Source organism: Arthrobacter sp. SO3 (assembly GCF_020532825.1).
Taxonomy (GTDB): Bacteria; Actinomycetota; Actinomycetes; order Actinomycetales; family Micrococcaceae; genus Arthrobacter.
Window position 1 is genome coordinate 2,149 of sequence record NZ_MQTS01000110.1, and the last position, 15,812, is coordinate 17,960.

General features: G+C 69.7%; 15 protein-coding genes. 10 read left to right on the forward strand and 5 right to left on the reverse strand.

The window, feature by feature from the left end:
* Both hutH and BJQ90_RS11455 read left to right on the forward strand, forming a co-directional pair.
* A partial coding sequence (hutH, locus tag BJQ90_RS11450; protein ID WP_226760382.1) for a histidine ammonia-lyase occupies positions 1–1,590 on the forward strand: 1,590 nt, incomplete at its 5' end.
* Positions 1,591–1,740: 150 nt separating this feature from the next.
* Positions 1,741–1,977, forward strand: coding sequence for a hypothetical protein (locus tag BJQ90_RS11455; protein WP_226760383.1), 237 nt, complete (start codon positions 1,741–1,743; stop codon positions 1,975–1,977).
* A gap of 84 nt (positions 1,978–2,061) precedes the next feature.
* Here the strand turns inward: BJQ90_RS11455 and BJQ90_RS11460 are convergent, their stop codons facing one another.
* Positions 2,062–2,562: a cupin domain-containing protein gene (locus BJQ90_RS11460; RefSeq protein WP_226760384.1), complete on the reverse strand. Its 501-nt coding sequence runs from the start codon at positions 2,560–2,562 to the stop codon at positions 2,062–2,064.
* A gap of 66 nt (positions 2,563–2,628) precedes the next feature.
* Between BJQ90_RS11460 and BJQ90_RS11465 the strand changes: the two genes are divergently transcribed.
* The gene (locus BJQ90_RS11465; RefSeq protein WP_226760385.1) at positions 2,629–3,246 is read left to right on the forward strand and encodes a TetR/AcrR family transcriptional regulator; all 618 of its coding nucleotides are present in this window, start codon (positions 2,629–2,631) and stop codon (positions 3,244–3,246) included.
* 6 nt (positions 3,247–3,252) lie between these two features.
* On the opposite strand, the gene hutG is transcribed toward BJQ90_RS11465, so the two are convergent.
* The gene (gene hutG / locus BJQ90_RS11470) at positions 3,253–4,224 is read right to left on the reverse strand and encodes a formimidoylglutamase (protein WP_226760386.1); all 972 of its coding nucleotides are present in this window, start codon (positions 4,222–4,224) and stop codon (positions 3,253–3,255) included.
* A gap of 212 nt (positions 4,225–4,436) precedes the next feature.
* Positions 4,437–5,879, reverse strand: a complete 1,443-nt coding sequence (locus BJQ90_RS11475) for an NCS2 family permease (protein ID WP_226760387.1) — start codon at positions 5,877–5,879, stop codon at positions 4,437–4,439.
* Between the two features lie 111 nt (positions 5,880–5,990).
* Between BJQ90_RS11475 and BJQ90_RS11480 the strand changes: the two genes are divergently transcribed.
* On the forward strand, positions 5,991–6,587 hold the full coding sequence (locus BJQ90_RS11480) for a copper resistance protein CopC (protein WP_226760388.1): 597 nt from the start codon (positions 5,991–5,993) through the stop codon (positions 6,585–6,587).
* 136 nt (positions 6,588–6,723) lie between these two features.
* On the opposite strand, the gene BJQ90_RS11485 is transcribed toward BJQ90_RS11480, so the two are convergent.
* A complete protein-coding gene (locus BJQ90_RS11485) occupies positions 6,724–7,350 on the reverse strand; it encodes an FAD-binding protein (RefSeq protein WP_226760389.1) in 627 nt (208 codons plus the stop codon).
* A 479-nt stretch (positions 7,351–7,829) separates the two neighbouring features.
* On the opposite strand from BJQ90_RS11485, the gene BJQ90_RS11490 reads away from it, so the two are divergent.
* The 6 genes from BJQ90_RS11490 to BJQ90_RS11515 all read left to right on the forward strand — a co-directional run bounded on the left by BJQ90_RS11490 (position 7,830) and on the right by BJQ90_RS11515 (position 15,287).
* The gene (locus tag BJQ90_RS11490; RefSeq protein ID WP_226760390.1) at positions 7,830–8,867 is read left to right on the forward strand and encodes a universal stress protein; all 1,038 of its coding nucleotides are present in this window, start codon (positions 7,830–7,832) and stop codon (positions 8,865–8,867) included.
* A 61-nt stretch (positions 8,868–8,928) separates the two neighbouring features.
* On the forward strand, positions 8,929–11,700 hold the full coding sequence (locus BJQ90_RS11495; RefSeq protein ID WP_413463672.1) for a PEP/pyruvate-binding domain-containing protein: 2,772 nt from the start codon (positions 8,929–8,931) through the stop codon (positions 11,698–11,700).
* Between the two features lie 102 nt (positions 11,701–11,802).
* On the forward strand, positions 11,803–12,054 hold the full coding sequence (locus tag BJQ90_RS11500) for a hypothetical protein (RefSeq protein WP_226760391.1): 252 nt from the start codon (positions 11,803–11,805) through the stop codon (positions 12,052–12,054).
* Positions 12,055–12,183: 129 nt separating this feature from the next.
* A complete protein-coding gene (locus BJQ90_RS11505; RefSeq protein ID WP_226760392.1) occupies positions 12,184–13,344 on the forward strand; it encodes a LolA family protein in 1,161 nt (386 codons plus the stop codon).
* 19 nt (positions 13,345–13,363) lie between these two features.
* Complete coding sequence (locus tag BJQ90_RS11510; protein WP_226760393.1) at positions 13,364–14,386, forward strand: ABC transporter ATP-binding protein; 1,023 nt, start codon at positions 13,364–13,366, stop codon at positions 14,384–14,386.
* A 151-nt stretch (positions 14,387–14,537) separates the two neighbouring features.
* Complete coding sequence (locus BJQ90_RS11515; RefSeq protein WP_264197212.1) at positions 14,538–15,287, forward strand: ABC transporter permease; 750 nt, start codon at positions 14,538–14,540, stop codon at positions 15,285–15,287.
* A 6-nt stretch (positions 15,288–15,293) separates the two neighbouring features.
* Here BJQ90_RS11515 and BJQ90_RS11520 read toward each other — a convergent pair.
* Positions 15,294–15,812, reverse strand: a 519-nt coding sequence (locus tag BJQ90_RS11520) for a C40 family peptidase (RefSeq protein WP_226760395.1), incomplete at its 5' end; no start/stop codon positions are given.

Below are 15,812 nucleotides of genomic sequence, written 5' to 3' on the forward strand. Positions count from 1 at the left end.
ACTCTCAACACCCACTCACCGCTCACCGTCACCCTCGGCTCCAGCGGCGTCACCCCCGAGGACGTCGTCGCCGTCGCCCGCCACGACGCCCGGGTGACCATTTCCCAGGAAGCCCTCGACGCCGTCGCGACGGTCCGGGCCCACATCGACGCCCTCGCCCACAGCGAGGTGCCGGCCTACGGCATCTCCACCGGCTTCGGGGCGCTGGCGAACCGGCACATCCCCGAAGAGCTGCGCACCCAGCTGCAGAAGTCGCTCATCCGCAGCCACGCCGCCGGGATGGGTCCGGCCGTGGAACGCGAAGTGGTCCGCGGCATCATGTTCCTGCGCGCCAAGACCCTCGCCTCCGGCCGCACCGGCGTCCGCCCGGTCGTGCTGCAGACCATGGTGGACGTGCTGAACGCCGGCATCACCCCGGTGGTCCGCGAATTCGGCTCGCTTGGTTGCTCCGGCGACCTCGCACCCCTCTCGCACTGCGCCCTCGTCCTGATGGGCGAAGGCGAAGCGACGGGGCCCGATGGTGAGCTTTACGGCGCCAAGGGCGGACGGCCGGTCGCCGAGCTCCTCGCCGGGCACGGGATCGAACCCGTTACCCTGGCCGAAAAGGAAGGCTTGGCGCTCGTCAACGGCACCGAGGGCATGCTGGGCATGCTGCTGATGGCCATCGCGGACATCCGGCAGCTGCTTACGACGGCGGACATCACCGCGGCACTGAGCGTGGAGGCGCTGCTCGGCACCGACCAGGTGTTCCTGCCCGAGCTGCACGCGGCACTCCGGCCGCACCCCGGCCAGGCCGCCTCCGCGGACAACATGCTCCGCGTCCTGTCCAATTCCCCGATCGTGGCCTCGCACCGGATCCACGACACCAAAGTCCAGGACGCGTACTCGCTGCGCTGCGCCCCCCAGGTGGCCGGCGCCGTCCGTGACACGGTGGATCACGCCGCCATGGTCGCCTCCCGCGAGCTGGCCGCCGCGATCGACAACCCGGTGGTCCTGCCGGATGGCCGGGTCAGCTCCAACGGCAACTTCCACGGCGCTCCGGTCGCCTACGTGCTGGACTTCCTGGCCATCGCCGTCGCGGACCTGAGTTCCATTGCCGAGCGCCGGACCGACCGCATGCTGGACCCGGCCCGCTCGCACGGGCTGCCGGCCTTCCTGGCCGCGGACCCGGGCGTCGATTCCGGCCTGATGATCGCCCAGTACACCCAGGCCGGGCTGGTCTCGGACAACAAGCGGCTGGCTGTCCCGGCGTCGGTGGACTCGATCCCGAGCTCCGCGATGCAGGAGGACCATGTGTCGATGGGCTGGCACGCGGCCCGCAAGCTCCGCCGCGCGGTGGAAAACCTGCGACGCGTCCTGGCGATCGAACTCGTGACCTCGGCGCGGGCGCTGGACATCCGCACCCAGCTCTCCGGCGGCGAGCTGACCCCCGGGCCCGCCGGCGCCGCCGTGATCGCCGCCCTGCGCGACGTCGTCGACGGTCCGGGCACGGACAGGTTCCTCTCACCGGAACTGGAAGCGGCGGACGCCCTTGTCGCCGCCGGAACGGTCCGGGCGGCGGCCGAATCCGCCGTAGGAATTCTGGCCTGAGGGAAAACAAAATGCAGTTTTGCTGAACAATTTCCGGCGTCTGGGAAATAGTCGGCAACATGGCCCGCGGAGGCCCGGGAACTGTAGTAGAAATGGAAAGTCACACCAATGAAGTTGTGACAAAGAACATATACAAAGGGGTAAAAGTTCATGAAAGCACGCGGGACGGTTATGTCCAGACGCATGGCATCCACAACCACGGTTTCCGACTGGCGGAGCCTGAAGGCCGGCGATCCGGTCGAAATCCTCAAGCATGCGCGGGTCTTGGCGGCCGGCGAAGTCGAGGAAGTCTCGTTGAGCGGCAATGTCCTCTGGCTGGTGCCGGCGGTACCGTCTGAGACCGAGCTCTTCCTGAAATCCGACGGCGTGCAGGTCCGGCGCAGTTAGCCGCACCCGGTCCCACCGGAAAGTCCCTGCCCTGTCCGGCGGGGACTTTCTGCGTTCCGATGCCTCTTGGACGGCACCGCTTCGTCAGCGCGGAGCAAACGGCGGCGGCCCCAGCAGCTCGATTCCGCCGTTCCGACGCGCGGACTCCTGCACCTTGCCGAAATCCACGGGGCCGGTCCCGGAGGGGTCCCCGTCGGCGAGTGGTGTGCTCGCGTCCCAGTAGAAGGCCTCGCAGCACCCGGGGGTGTGCAGGCAGAGCATCCGCGCGGACTCGGAAACCACCATAAACGCGTGCGGAACGCCCCGCGGCGCCACGGCCAGGCCACCGGCTCCGAGCCGGTGTTCGACGCCGTCCATGTGCATGATGATTTCGCCCTCGAGGATGTACATGGACTCGTCCGAATCGGGGTGCGTGTGCAGCGGCGTCATCTTGCCGCCGCCCATCTGGTCCTCAAACAACAAGAAGGCGCCCCCGGTCTCTGCCGCCCTGGCCTTCCAGGTGTGGACGCCGCCGCCGAAGAACCAGCGGCGCTCGCCCTGTTCTTCCGCGCGGATGATGGCTGCAGGGCTGCTGACCGTTTCCATGGGATCGCCTCTTTGGTTTCTTATGGGACAAGCGTCCCATAACAAGACTGATGTACCATAAGGTGCATGTCAACCCCCTATCAGGATGCCGGCCGCACCGGCCAGAAGCGCCGGACCTTCGAGGCGCTGGTGACGGTTGCCCGGGAAGCGGTCGCGGCGGGGGAGACCCCGACGGTTGACAGCACGGCCGCGGCGGCCGGCGTGGCGCGGAGCACCGCCTACCGCTACTTCCCGACCCAGCGGGAGCTCCTCGCGGCAGCCCACCCGGAAACTGCCAGGAAGTCGCTGCTGCCGGCCGACGCGCCGGTTGACCCGGAGGCGCGGCTGGATGCCGTCATCCGGGAATTCACCCAGCTGATCGTCAACACCGAAGCCCAGCAGCGCACGATGCTCCGGCTCTCCCTGGACCCGGATCCGGCCGTGCCGGCACTCCCGCTGCGCCAGGGCCGCGCGATCGCCTGGATCGAGGAGGCCCTCACTCCCCTCCGGGACAGGTTTTCCGCGCCCGAGATCCGCGCCCTGGCCCTGGCCGTGCGCAGCGCGACCGGGATCGAGGCCCTCGTCTGGCTGACCGATATTGGCGGACTCTCGCGGGAGCAGGCCATGGCGTCGATGCGCTGGTCCGCGCGGGCGCTGCTCCACCAGGCCCTCGCGTCCGGGCCCCCGCCGGGAGTCCAGCGCTGAGGCCGGCTACCCCAGTAGCGTGCTGATCAGCCGTGCCGCCACCTTCGCGGTGCGGTGGTCGAGGTCGAACTCCGGGTTCAGCTCCGCGACGTCGAGGTGCAGGAGTTTCCCGCTCGCAGCCACCTGGCGGCAGACCGCGCTGATCACCGCCATCGGCACGCCGTACGCGGCCGGTGCGCTCACCCCCGGAGCCACCGAGGCCGGCAGCACGTCCAGGTCGATGGTCAGGTACAGGGCATCCACCTGCGCCAGGAACGCAGCCACGAAGGCGTGCGCCGCCTCCGCCGAGCAGTCCTCGTCAAGGAGGAAGTCGACGCCGAGTTCCTCGGCCGTGCGGAAAAGCGCCCTGGTGTTGTTTGGTTCGGAGATTCCGACGACGGCGTACTTCAGTTCGCGTCCCGCGGCGGCTTCAGCGCGGGCCATCTGCAGGAACGGGGTGCCGGAACTGGGCACGGCCTCGTCGCGGAGGTCGAAGTGGGCATCCAGGTTCAGCACGCCCACGCGCAGGCCCTCGCGGACCGCCGCCGAGCCGGCCACGCCCAGGTAGCTTGCGAATGCGGTCTCGTGCCCGCCGCCCAGCAGCACGGGGAGCCGCCCGGCGTCGAGCAGGCTGGTGACGGCGAGCCCGGCACGCGCCTGCCCGGCCTCCAGCGCATCCCCGGCCACGGTGACGTCGCCGGCGTCGTGCACGTCCCGGGCAAGGTGGAAAGCGAGCGGGCCGAGGGCGGCGCGGATCGCGGCGGGAGCCGCGGCGGCGCCGGAGCGGCCCTTGTTGCGGCGCACTCCGGCATCGCTGCTGAAGCCGAGGATGACCGCGGGGCGGGCGGACGCGGACGCCGCCACAGACGCAGCCCGGGCGCGGCGGGGGACGTACGGCGTGACTGCCTGCCACCAGCGGAGGTGCTCGGCGCCGTCGCCGTCGAACCGACCGGTCCAGGGCTGCGGCGGGACATCAACGGCGGGTGCGGGAGAAACCATGCCCCTAGCTCACCGCAGCCCGGCCCGGAAAACCAGCCGCGGCGCCGTTGAACTGTCCGAAATCCCGGAATCCGCCCTGAAACACCGCCAGGCAGCGGCAAGAACACCCCCCAAACACCCCAGAAAGCCGCCGAGGTGAGACTTCGCGCCGATGTTTTGGACAAACATGGGCGCCAAGTCTCACCTCGGCGGAAGGGTCGGGAGGGTGGTGCCTAGTGGATCCCCAGCGCTGTCTCGATCGGGCCGATCGCGAAGAACAGCAGGAACGCCGCAGCCACAACCCACATCAGCGGGTGCACCTCACGCGCGCGGCCCTGGAAGGTGCGGATCAGGACAAACATGATGAAGCCGGCACCCAGGCCGTTGGCGATCGAGTAGGTGAACGGCATCAGGGTGAACGTCAGGAACGCCGGGATCGCGATGCCCAGGTCCTGCCAGTCGATCTTGCCGACCTGGGAGACCATCATGAAGCCGACGACGACGAGCGCCGGGGCCACGGCCTCGAACGGTACGAGGTTGATCAGCGGGGTGAAAAACATGGCAACGAGGAACAGCATGCCGGTAACGATTGAGGCCAGGCCGGTCCGGGCGCCTTCGCCGATGCCCGCGCCGGATTCGACGTAGATCTGGTTTGAGGAGACCGAGGCGCCGCCGCCGATGATCGCGCCGAGCGCGTCCACCTGCAGCACGCGGTCGACGTTCGGGATGTTGCCATCCTTGTCGATCGTCCCGGCCTCGGTGGCCAGTCCCACCATGGTGCCCATGGCATCGAAGAAGATGCTCAGCAGGATCACGAACGCCAGCAGGGTGGCGGCGACAAAGCCGAGGTGCTCAAACGCGCCAAACGGGTTGGCCTTGCCGATCAGCGACAGGTCCGGGGCCGCCCATTCGGAGAACTTCGGGGCCACGAGGGACCAGCCCGCCGGGTTGTGGGTCTTGCCGTCGAAGCTGGGACCGATGTGCAGGGTGAATTCCAGGATCACGGACAGGATGGTCGAGGCAACGATGCCGATCAGGATTGCGCCCTTGACCTTGCGGACCACGAGGGCGATGGTCAGGATCAGGCCGAAGACGAAGACCAGGGTGGGCCAGCCCAGAAGCTTGCCGTCGAAGCCCAGGCCGACCGGAACGGTGGTGCCGGCGACATCCGGGATGCGGCGCACGAAGCCCGCGTTGACCAGGCCGATCAGGGCGATGAAGAGGCCGATGCCGACCACGATCGCGGTTTTCAGCCCCTCCGGGACCGCTTTGAACACGGCGGTCCGGAAGCCGGTGAGGACCAGGATCAGCATGGTGACACCAGAGAGCACGACCAGGCCCATCATGTCCGGCCAGGTCAGGCCGGGGTTGGTGGCCACTGTCACGGCGACGAAGGCGTTGACGCCGAGGCCCGTGGCCAGCGCGAAGGGGTGCTTGGCCCAGGCCCCCATCAGGATGGTCAGGATGCCGGCCACAAGGGCGGTGACAGCGGCGACGGCGGGGAAGCCGAGGGTGTCACCGGAGGAATCGGGGCCCGAGAGGATCAGCGGATTCAACACCACGATGTAGCTCATGGCGAAGAAGGTGGCGAAGCCTCCGCGGATCTCGCGGGAGAAGTTCGACCCCCGCTCGGATATCTTGAAGTACCGGTCGAGTGCAGAGCCCTGCTTGAGCATTAATCCTCCGGGGGATGTGGATGGTTAGTTGAATCCTATTAGGCAGGCACCCGGCGTCCGGCCGATTTCACCTAGTCTGTAAGGAAGCCAACACTAGGAGCGGTCCTTCCCATGCGCCTTATCCGACAGTTTCTGAGCGCCCTGCTGGGCGCCGCGATCCTCGCCGTAACCCTGCTGGGGGCGGTTGCTCCGGCGTCGGCCCACGACGTCGCCGAGTCCACCAGCCCGGCCTCCGGCGCCACGGTGGCCACGCCGCCGGAAAAAGTCTCGGTCACGTTCAACAGGAACCCGCTGGCGCTGGGCTCACAGATCGTGGTGAGCGACGCCGCGGGCACCAACTGGGCTGATGGCGCCGTGGAGATCGTGGACAACGTCGCTGCGCAGAAGCTCAAGCCCGGCGCCCCGGCCGGGCTCTACACGGTCACCTGGCGCGTGGCCAGCTCGGACGGGCACCCCATCGAAGGCAGCTTCACGTTCACCGCCGCCGCCGCCGCGGGTGCGGGCGCGACGGCGGCTGCCGCAGTTCCCACCATGGGAACCGCCCAGCCGGGCATCACGCCGGCGCCGTCAACTCCGGCCAGCTCAGCGGAACCGTTCCCGTGGAGCATTGTGATCTTTGTCGGAACGGCGATCGGCATCCTGGTGGTCCTGGGTCTCATGGCCAAGAGCCGGCTCAAGCCTGGCCCCGGCGACCGCCCCGAAAGCTGACCGGAAGCAACGCGGGGTCAGACACGGCCCATCCGGCGCCTCTTGATGGGCCGTGTCTGACCCCGCGTTGTGGTTGGTGACCGCACGACGGCTGTTGGTGACCGCGCGACGGCGGTCCGGGAAGCAGCGGGGCCGGTTAAGCCGGTGCGGCGAGGACGTACCGACCGGGGAGCGCGGCGGGAAACCCGTCGGGGTAGACCTTGGCGGAGATTGCCTGGCCCACCACTTTTGCCTGGCGCAGCACTTCCTTCGGCGTCGGCGTGATGAGTTCGCCCACGCCCACGAGGTACATTCCGAGAGCGTGCATGGCCGTCATCAGGTTCTGGCCCGCGGCCATGCCGAGCTCGGAGAGCATCCGGCGCAGCTGGCTGTGGGCGCAGCGGGTCAGGACGAGATGGTCCGCCAGGAGCAGGCCGCCCGGTGTGCGGACGGCCCACTGCTGGGTGGGTCCGCTGACGCCGGCGTCGAGGTGGTCCAGCTCCAGGGCCCGGATGTTGTTGCGGACATCCAGCTTGTGGCTGGCAGCGTAGTTCCGCAGATGCCGGAGGATCTCGTTGCGCTCCCGGAGGCTGCCGGCGTCGGCCGCGTCGCAGCGTTGCAGGGAGGAGGTGTTGGCCGGATGCCCGGCGCCCAGCAGATCGAGGCCGTCCACGATGATGGAGTCCACGCCGCGCCGCTGCAGCTCGCTGGCGACCGCCAGCCCGGACAGACCGGTGCCGATGACGACGGCGGCGGTCCGTTCGATGCCCCCCGATATAGGCATGCTCGACACTGCAGGGTCCCTCCTTGAATGGTTCCAGGTGCCGTGACGCTGCCCCGGACGCGTTGCCGGCTCCGACGCCGCGCCCTCATCGCACCACCAGCTGGCACTGCGTTTCTGAAACACGAGTCTCGGTTCAGCAACGCCTCGAAGACTACCTAACATTCCCCGCCTTGGATAGAGCAGCTGAAACATTGGCTCGTCCTTGGATTTCCGGGCTTTCCCGGCGGAGCGGAGGACCTCATCCGCCGTCATCCGGGTTCACCGGACGACGTGTAAAACACTGGGTAAATCCTGGGCGGCGTTCGCCTTTCGAGCCGTGCTGCTGCCCGCTTGATTGTTCCCGGCAAACCGAGAATAGTGAGGAAAACCAGGGGTTCTTGCCCGCAGAATCCGGTGTGCGTCGCCCGTGGACGCTGCACGGGGACACGTCTGGCAGAATAGCCGCAACATCAGGCAAGAATCGCAAGGAGGCGGACCCCATGGGCCGAGAACAGGTTCATCCGGATCCGGCAGGGGATACCCCCGGCGGGTCCGCAGCTCCCCGGGGGATCGTCGTCGGCGTCGACGGGTCCGACCACAGCAAGTGCGCCCTGGTGTGGGCGGCCCGCGAGGCCGAGCGCCGCCGCCGTCCGCTGCACATCGTGACCGCCTACTCCGTGCCGATCTTCGCTGCCTCGGGGCTCGACGGGGGCTACGCCACGGTCGACGATTCGGTGATCCGCGAAGGCGCGGAGGCCATTCTTCAGCAGGCCGTGAACAAGGTCGCGGGGTACAGCATTGACGTCGACGCCTCCGTCGAAAACGGCGACGCCTCCGGCGTCCTGTTGGAAATGTCCGAAACCGCCGAGCTGCTGGTCTTCGGCACCCGCGGCCGGGGCGGCTTCGTCGGCAGGCTGCTCGGCTCCGTCAGCAGTGCCCTGCCCGCGCACTCCAAATGTCCCACGGTTACCGTGCCCCTGATCTGCGCGGACCGGCTGGGCGAAACCACCGACGACCGGCATGTTCTCGCGGAGCGGGCGAAATCCGGGCACGTGCTGGTCGAAAACGTTGTGGTGGTGGGGGTCGACGGCTCCGAACAGGCCCGCGTGGCGGTATTGGAGGCGGCAGCCCAGGCCGAACGGCTCTCGGCGCGGCTGCGGGTGGTGTGCGCCGTCCCGCAGTACAACGGCTCGCTGGCCTGGGTCCCGGCACCGATGGACCGCGAAGCGCTCTTCACCGACATCAGGGTCCAGCTTGACGCCGGCACCGCCTGGATCAGGAGCCACTTTCCGCACCTCACGGTGGAGAACCAGCTCGTGGATGGATCACCCGTGGACATCCTCGTCGAGGCCAGCCGGCACGTGGAACTGGTGGTGGTCGGCACCCGCGGCCGCGGCGGCTTCGCCGGGATGCTGCTGGGTTCGACCTCGGACGGCATCCTGCATCACGCCAAGGGCCCCGTCATGGTGGTTCCGGACCGGGATGATCCCCGGCTGGCGGACCGGGTGAACTTCGGGCCCATCCTCGGGGATTCGTAGCCCGAGGCAGTCCAACACCAGATCGAGCTAACCGATCGAGCGCGGAAGGGAGGACCGTCAGGTGGAGCAGCCCCCCGGCCCGGCTGCGCCGCAGCAGGAACCGCAGCCGGAACCGCGGCACGCCCTGGTGCTCGCCCTGGAGCTGGTCGGCGCGGAGCTGCTTCCCGACGTCGGCGGCAAGGCAGCCAACCTCGGTGAACTGCTGCAGGCCGGGCTGCCGGTTCCGGCCGGTTTCTGCCTGACGACGCACGCCTACCGGCGTACCACTTCTCCCGCCGGACTCGACGCCGTCCACGCCGGCCTGGTCTCGACCGCCCCGGACGACCTGCCGGGGCTCGCCCGCCAGGCCGCCGACGCCCGCCGTCGCGTCCTGGCCGCGGCGGTTCCCGCTGACATCGTCGAGGCCGTCCGGAACGCCTACACGGCACTGGGGCCCGACGCGCCGGTGGCGGTGCGCTCGTCCGCGACCGCCGAGGACCTGCCGTTTGCCAGTTTCGCCGGGCAGCAGGACACTTTCCTGAACGTCGTGGGCTTCGATGCGGTCCTGGCCGCCGTCCGGCAGTGCTGGGCATCGCTCTGGACGGACCGCGCCGTCAGCTACCGCGCCAGCCACGGGATCAGCCCGTCGACGGTGGCTCTTGCCGTGGTGGTCCAGCGGATGGTCGACGCAGCCGTGGCCGGGGTCCTGTTCACCGCGAATCCAGTGACCGGCAGGCGACACGAGGCGGTCATCGACGCCAGCCCCGGGCTCGGCGAATCAGTGGTTTCCGGTGCGGTCAACCCGGACCACTTCGTCGTCGACAGCGGCACGCAAACGGTCCTCGAGCGCAGGATCGGGAACAAGGGCATGGAGATCCGGCCGATGCCCGGCGGAGGAACCGAACGGATTGAGCTGTCCGGGGCCGGGTCGCAACCCTGCCTGGACGACGCCCAGCTTGCGGCACTGGAGCTCCTTGGCCGCCGCGCCGAGGTCCACTTCGGCGCACCGCAGGACCTCGAATGGGCCATCGACGGCGGCGGGGAAGTGTGGCTGACGCAGTCGCGGCCCATCACCACCCTGTATCCGCTGCCCGAGCGGCAGCGGATCCGGGACGGGACACGCGTCTACCTGTGCTTCAGCCTGGCGCAAGGCCTGACCCGCCCGCTGACCCCGATGGGACTGGCAGTCTTCCGGCTGATTGCCTCGTCCGTGGCGCGCGCGGCGCATTTCGACGTCCCCGTGCCTCACGACGGGCCGGCACCTTACGTCCAGGCCGGTCAGCGGCTGTTCTTCGACCTCACCCCGGTGCTGCGCAGCGCCATTGGGCGGGCGATCGTGCCCCGGGTGTTCGACGTGATGGAGGCCCGCTCCGCAGCAGTGCTGCGCCAGCTGTTCGCGGACCCCCGGTTCGCTGTCACGAGCAGGTCCCCGTGGCGGCTGCTGCGGCATATCGCTCCCGTGGCAACCCGGGCCAGGGTCCCGGAGTCGCTGCTGCGCGCGTTGTTCCGTCCCGAGGCCGCGCTGCGCCGGGCGGAACGGTTTGGCGAACGGTTCCGGGCCGCCCTTGTGGTGCCGGCCGGGTCCACTCCGGCGCAGCGGCTGGACCACGTGGAGCGCATCCTGGGACAGGAACTTTTCCCGGTGGTGCCCAGCATCCTGCCGCTGCCCGCCCTCGGCTTTGCCCTGCTGGCGGCCGCCGGCAGGCTGCTGGGACCCGACGGCGGCCCGGGGGCACTGCAGCCGGTCCTGCGGGGGCTTCCCAATAACGTGACCACCGAAATGGACCTGGCGCTCTGGCAGCTCGCCTCCGTCATCCGGGCCGACGCCGGATCCGCCGCGGTGTTCGAGGGTGCGGTATTCGATGAAACAGGGGTTTCGGAGTTGGTCCGCCGCTACCGGGCCCGCGAGCTTCCCGCCGCCGTGCAGTCGGGACTGGCCGGGTTCCTCAGCCGTTACGGACACCGGGCTGTGGCGGAGATCGATGTGGGAATGCCCCGGTGGTCCGACGACCCCGCCCATATCCTCGGAGTCCTGGCCAACTACCTGCGGCTGGAGGACCCCGGACAGGCCCCGGACCGGCAGTTCAGCAGGGCGGCACGCGACGCCGAGGCTCAGATGGGGCGGCTTGCCGCAGCTGCGGGGAAGCGGAGCAGGCTCCGGGCGGCGTTGGTGCAGGCGGCACTGAAGCGCACCCGGATGTTCGCCGGGTTGCGGGAGCTGCCGAAGTACCACATCGTCGAGGCCCTGGCCGCGGTGCGCGGGCAGCTCCAGGCCATTGGAACGGAATTGGCCGCGGCGGGCCGCATCACCGACGCGGACGACGTCTTCTTCCTCGACCTGGTCGAGGCCCGCGACGGCCTCACCGGGAAGCCGCTGCACGATGTCGTCGCGCAGCGCCGGGACGCTTATGCCCAAGAACTGGGCCGCCGCCGCATCCCGCGGGTGCTGCTCTCGGACGGGACGGAACCGGAAGCGCTGCAGAACGGTGCAGCCGGGGCCGATCCCGGCGCCGCGGCCGCGGGAGTTCTGACGGGCACCCCGGCGTCGGCCGGCACGGCGACCGCCGCGGCCCGCGTCATCCTGGACCCGCGGGGTGCGCAGCTGGAGCCCGGCGAGATCCTCGTGGCACCGTCGACCGATCCGGGCTGGACGCCGTTGTTCCTTACCGCCGGCGGCCTGGTGATGGAAATGGGCGGACCCAACTCGCACGGCGCCGTCGTCGCCCGTGAATACGGGATTCCAGCAGTTGTTGGGGTCCCGGACGCCACCTCGCTGATTGTCACCGGGCACAGCATCACGGTCGACGGCGCCGCCGGCACCGTGGTGCCGGGCGCCCCGCCGGCGGGGTACTAGCGACAGGGTGGACATGAGCGAAGCGCAGGGCGCCCCGCCGCCGGTGCGGGACGAAACCGTGCCGGAAAACCAGCCGGAGGCGCCCCACCCGGAGGCACCCTCGTGGTGTCCGTGCTCTGGCTGGCCTTCATCGTCCGCTGCGCATGGTTCCTCCGGCGCCTCCGCGGCTGGAGGCAGGACCCCGGGCCGGGCGGGCTGCCCAGGAAATTCCTGCGCGGCAGGCCACGGCTCAGGCGGGTCATCGTGGGACTCGCCCTCCCGGGGTTGTTGCTCGTTGCCGGACTCGGGACCTCGGTCCTCGCGCTCCTGCTCTGGGCGGTCGAGCTGACGCTGAATGGTTTCACCCAGCCTTGAAGCCGGGCCGCGGCCGGGGCGGCCGCCCGCCCGGACCCGGAGCCGGACCAATCCGCCGGGGAGGGGTGAAACGGGCCGATTCCGGGCGTACTGTTGAATCATGAGCTGCAAGGTTGGAGCGCGGTTGCCATGACGCGCAAATGGATGCGTTGGATCCCTGCCGTGGCGGCGCCCGCCGTGATAGCGGCCGGTGTGCTGTCCGGATCCCTTCCCGCGAGTGCCGGAGACCCGCTGCCGGAGAAGACTCCGCAGCAGGTGCTGCTGATGGTCGCCCAGCACGGGGAAAAATCACTGTCCGGGACGCTGGAGCAGAGTTCCGAGATCGGCCTGCCGGACCTTCCGACATCAGGGTCCGGTGCGGGGTCCCCGGAGACCGCCTGGCTGGAGCTGCTTACCGGACCCCATACCTCCCGCGTTTACCTTGACGGTCCCGGAAAGGCCCGCGTACAGGTCATGGACAAGATGGCGGAACGGGATGCGGTCACGAACGGCAACGACCTCTGGTTCTACAACTCCAAGGACAACACGGCCGCCCATGTCCAGCTGCCTGCCGATGCCGCCGGCCGCCACGCGGCCCGTCCCGCAGCGCAGACCCCCGCGGAGCTGGCCGACAAGCTGCTCGCCAAACTCGACCCGGGCACCGAGGTAACCGTGGGACCGGATACCCGGGTGGCCGGACGGGCAGCCTACAATCTCGTACTCACCCCTAAGTCGGACATCTCCCTCCTGGCGTCCGTCGCCATCGCGGTCGACGGCGAAAGCGGACTGCCGCTTGGCGTCCAAGTTAAGGCCCGGGGCCAGTCCGGGCCGGCTTTCAGCGTCGCGTTCTCGAGTCTCAAGCTTGAGGCACCGGATGCCTCGCTCTTCACCTTCACTCCGCCGCCCGGTGCCACCGTGAAGGAAATACCGCTGGCGGACCACAAGGCCGATGCCGTCGCACTGCCGCCGGACGCCCGCGCAGCGAACGCTGCGAAGCGGCCCACCGTGATCGGAACAGGCTGGGAGTCCGTCCTCGAATTCCCGGCGGGGGCCATCACGCTGCCGAATCAGACCCCGCCTCAAACCGGAGCGCCGGACCCGGCGACCGCCAACCCGCTGCAGCCTGGTACTGCCGACCCGCGCGGAGCCCGGCCGGGCGCCGCCGCGCTGCTGGAACAGGCCGCAGTGGCCGTCCCGGGCGGGAAGCTCGTGTCGACGTCGCTGGTGAACGTGCTGATCCTCGACGACGGGCGTGTCCTCGCCGGTTCCGTGCCGTTGGAACGGCTGCAGTCCGCCGCCACGCAGCGGTGAACCACCCGGTGACCGCCGCGTGACCGCCGTCGGGCCGGCGACGGAACTAAGCATCGAGACCTCCGGTCTCAGCAAGCGCTTCGGACACCAGTTGGCCGTCGACGGCGTCGACTTGGCCGTGCCGAAAGGCTCGGTCTTCGGCTTCCTGGGCCCCAACGGCTCAGGCAAGACCACCACCATCCGGCTGATGCTCGGACTCGCCGCGGCCACGTCCGGGTCCGTCCGGCTCCTCGGCCAGGACATGCCGGGGCAGCTGCATGAGGTGCTGCCCCGGGTGGGCGCCCTGGTTGAGGGACCGGCCTTCTACCCCTTCCTCTCCGGCGCGGCCAACCTGCACCGACTCGACGCCGCGGACCCCCACGTTCCGGCCGCCACCCGCACTGCCCGGGTCCACTCGGCGCTGGAGCGGGTGGGGCTGACGCATGCCGCAGACAAGAAGGTCAGGGCTTATTCGCTTGGCATGAAACAGCGGCTGGGCATCGCCAACGCCCTGCTGGCACCGCGCGAACTCCTGGTCCTGGACGAACCGACCAACGGCCTCGATCCGCAGGGCACCCGGGAGATCCGCAGCCTGGTGCGCTCGCTCGCTGCCAACGGCGCCACGGTGTTCGTCTCCAGCCATCTGCTGGCCGAAGTGGAACAAATCTGCACGCACGCGGCCATCATGAGCGCGGGCCGGCTGGTGGCACAGGGGACCCTGGCGGAGCTGCGGCAGGCAGGGCAGGCCCGGATCCGGGTGCTGACCCCGGACCCTGGGGCCGCGGCCGAGGTCCTGGCCCGGCTGGGCCTGAGCGCAGCCGTGGACGGCGCGGCCACCCCCGCGGCTCCCGGCAGCACAGATTCCAACGACGCGGGTGAGGTGCTCTACGCCCCGCTTCCCGCGGCGGCGACGGCGGCGGGCGCCGGAGCCGTGGCGCCGGAGGCGGTTGTGGAGGCCCTGGTGGCTGCCGGCGTACGGGTCCGCGGCTTCGCGACGGAACAGGTCAGCCTGGAAGAGCGCTTTGTGGCACTGACGGGGGAGGGCTTCGACGTTGTCCAGTGAAAAGTCCGGCACGAGGGATGGGGCCGTTGCCAGTAATAGCTCCGGCTCCGGCGGCCGCCCCGCTGCAGCGTCCAGCCGGCAGGGCCGGTGGGGGCGGGGCCTGCTCGCATCCGAACTCGGGGTGCTCTTCCGCCGCCGCAGGACCTGGGCCATGCTGTGTGCGCTGGCGGCCATTCCGATCCTGATCGCCGTGGCGGTCCGGCTGTCCTCCGCGGTGCCGGCGGGACGGGGTCCGGCGTTCCTGGACCGGATTACCCAGAACGGCTTGTTCGTCGGCGTGACCGCGTTGCTCGTGTCCGTTCCGCTGTTCCTTCCGCTGACCGTAGGGGTGGTCGCGGGGGATACCGTGGCTGGCGAGGCCGGACTGGGAACACTGCGCTACCTGCTGGTGGCGCCGGCAGGCCGGGTCCGGCTGCTGCTGGTGAAATACGCCGGGGCGGTGGCCTTCGCCGTCACGGCACCGCTCGTGGTGGCACTCGTCGGGGCGGCGATCGGAGCAGCACTCTTCCCGGTTGGCCCGGTCACGCTGCTCTCCGGTGACTCGATCGGCGCAGCCGAGGCATTGCTGCGGCTGCTGCTGATAGCGGCCTACCTTGCCGTCTCGCTGATGGGCCTATCGGCGATCGGACTCTTTATGTCAACTCTCACGGACGTGCCCGTGGGCGCCATGGCGTCCACGGTGGTGCTCTCGGTGGTTTCGCAGGTCCTCGACGCGCTGCCCCAGCTGGACTGGCTGCATCCGTGGCTGTTCAGCCACTACTGGCTGGACTTCGCGGACCTGCTCCGCCAACCCATCGCGTGGGATTCCTTCCTCACGAACCTGCTGCTGCAGGGCGGCTACATTGCAGTCTTCGGTGCGCTCGCCTACGGCAGGTTCATCACGAAGGACGTGCTCTCCTAACGGCGCTCAGTACCGGGCGACCACCGGGTACAGCTGCATTCCGGACATGGCGGCAACGTCGGTCACGGTAATCCCGGCGTCGGGATTCAGCGCCTGGACCACGCGTCCGCCGCCGAGGTAAATCGCCACATGGTAGAAACCCGGTGCCGAGCCCCAGACCAGCAGGTCGCCCGGCTGGGCCTGGGAGAGCGGGACATGCACGGGGGCCTGGGCGAACTGCTGGGACGCGGTGCGGGGCAGGTACTTACCGGCCGCGGCGAAGGCGTTCTGGACCAGTCCGGAGCAGTCGAATCCCCACGCACCCGTCCCGCCGTACTGGTAGAAATAGGGCGCGCCGACCTTGCCGAGAGCCACCGAGATGGCTGTCTGGTTGGAGCCGCCCGGCGACGGCGACGGCGCCGGGGCAGGTGCGGGCGCCGGAACCGGCACAGGAGCGGGCGAGGGCGCGGGCGGGATTGCCGGCGCCGGCTGGGCCGGAGCAGGGGCGGCTGGACCTGGAACGGGGGCAACGGGTGCGGGCGGCGG

What these genes read in the sequence shown, in the direction of transcription:
- BJQ90_RS11465 (WP_226760385.1), top strand. Translation starts at nt 2,629, where the DNA reads ATGTCAACCCCCTATCAGGATGCCGGCCGCACCGGCCAGAAGCGCCGG.
- BJQ90_RS11485 (WP_226760389.1), bottom strand. Translation starts at nt 7,350, where the DNA reads ATGCCTATATCGGGGGGCATCGAACGGACCGCCGCCGTCGTCATCGGC.
- hutG (WP_226760386.1), bottom strand. Translation starts at nt 4,224, where the DNA reads ATGGTTTCTCCCGCACCCGCCGTTGATGTCCCGCCGCAGCCCTGGACC.
- BJQ90_RS11475 (WP_226760387.1), bottom strand. Translation starts at nt 5,879, where the DNA reads ATGCTCAAGCAGGGCTCTGCACTCGACCGGTACTTCAAGATATCCGAG.
- BJQ90_RS11460 (WP_226760384.1), bottom strand. Translation starts at nt 2,562, where the DNA reads ATGGAAACGGTCAGCAGCCCTGCAGCCATCATCCGCGCGGAAGAACAG.
- BJQ90_RS11455 (WP_226760383.1), top strand. Translation starts at nt 1,741, where the DNA reads ATGAAAGCACGCGGGACGGTTATGTCCAGACGCATGGCATCCACAACC.
- BJQ90_RS11515 (WP_264197212.1), top strand. Translation starts at nt 14,538, where the DNA reads ATGCTGTGTGCGCTGGCGGCCATTCCGATCCTGATCGCCGTGGCGGTC.
- BJQ90_RS11490 (WP_226760390.1), top strand. Translation starts at nt 7,830, where the DNA reads ATGGGCCGAGAACAGGTTCATCCGGATCCGGCAGGGGATACCCCCGGC.
- BJQ90_RS11480 (WP_226760388.1), top strand. Translation starts at nt 5,991, where the DNA reads ATGCGCCTTATCCGACAGTTTCTGAGCGCCCTGCTGGGCGCCGCGATC.
- BJQ90_RS11505 (WP_226760392.1), top strand. Translation starts at nt 12,184, where the DNA reads ATGACGCGCAAATGGATGCGTTGGATCCCTGCCGTGGCGGCGCCCGCC.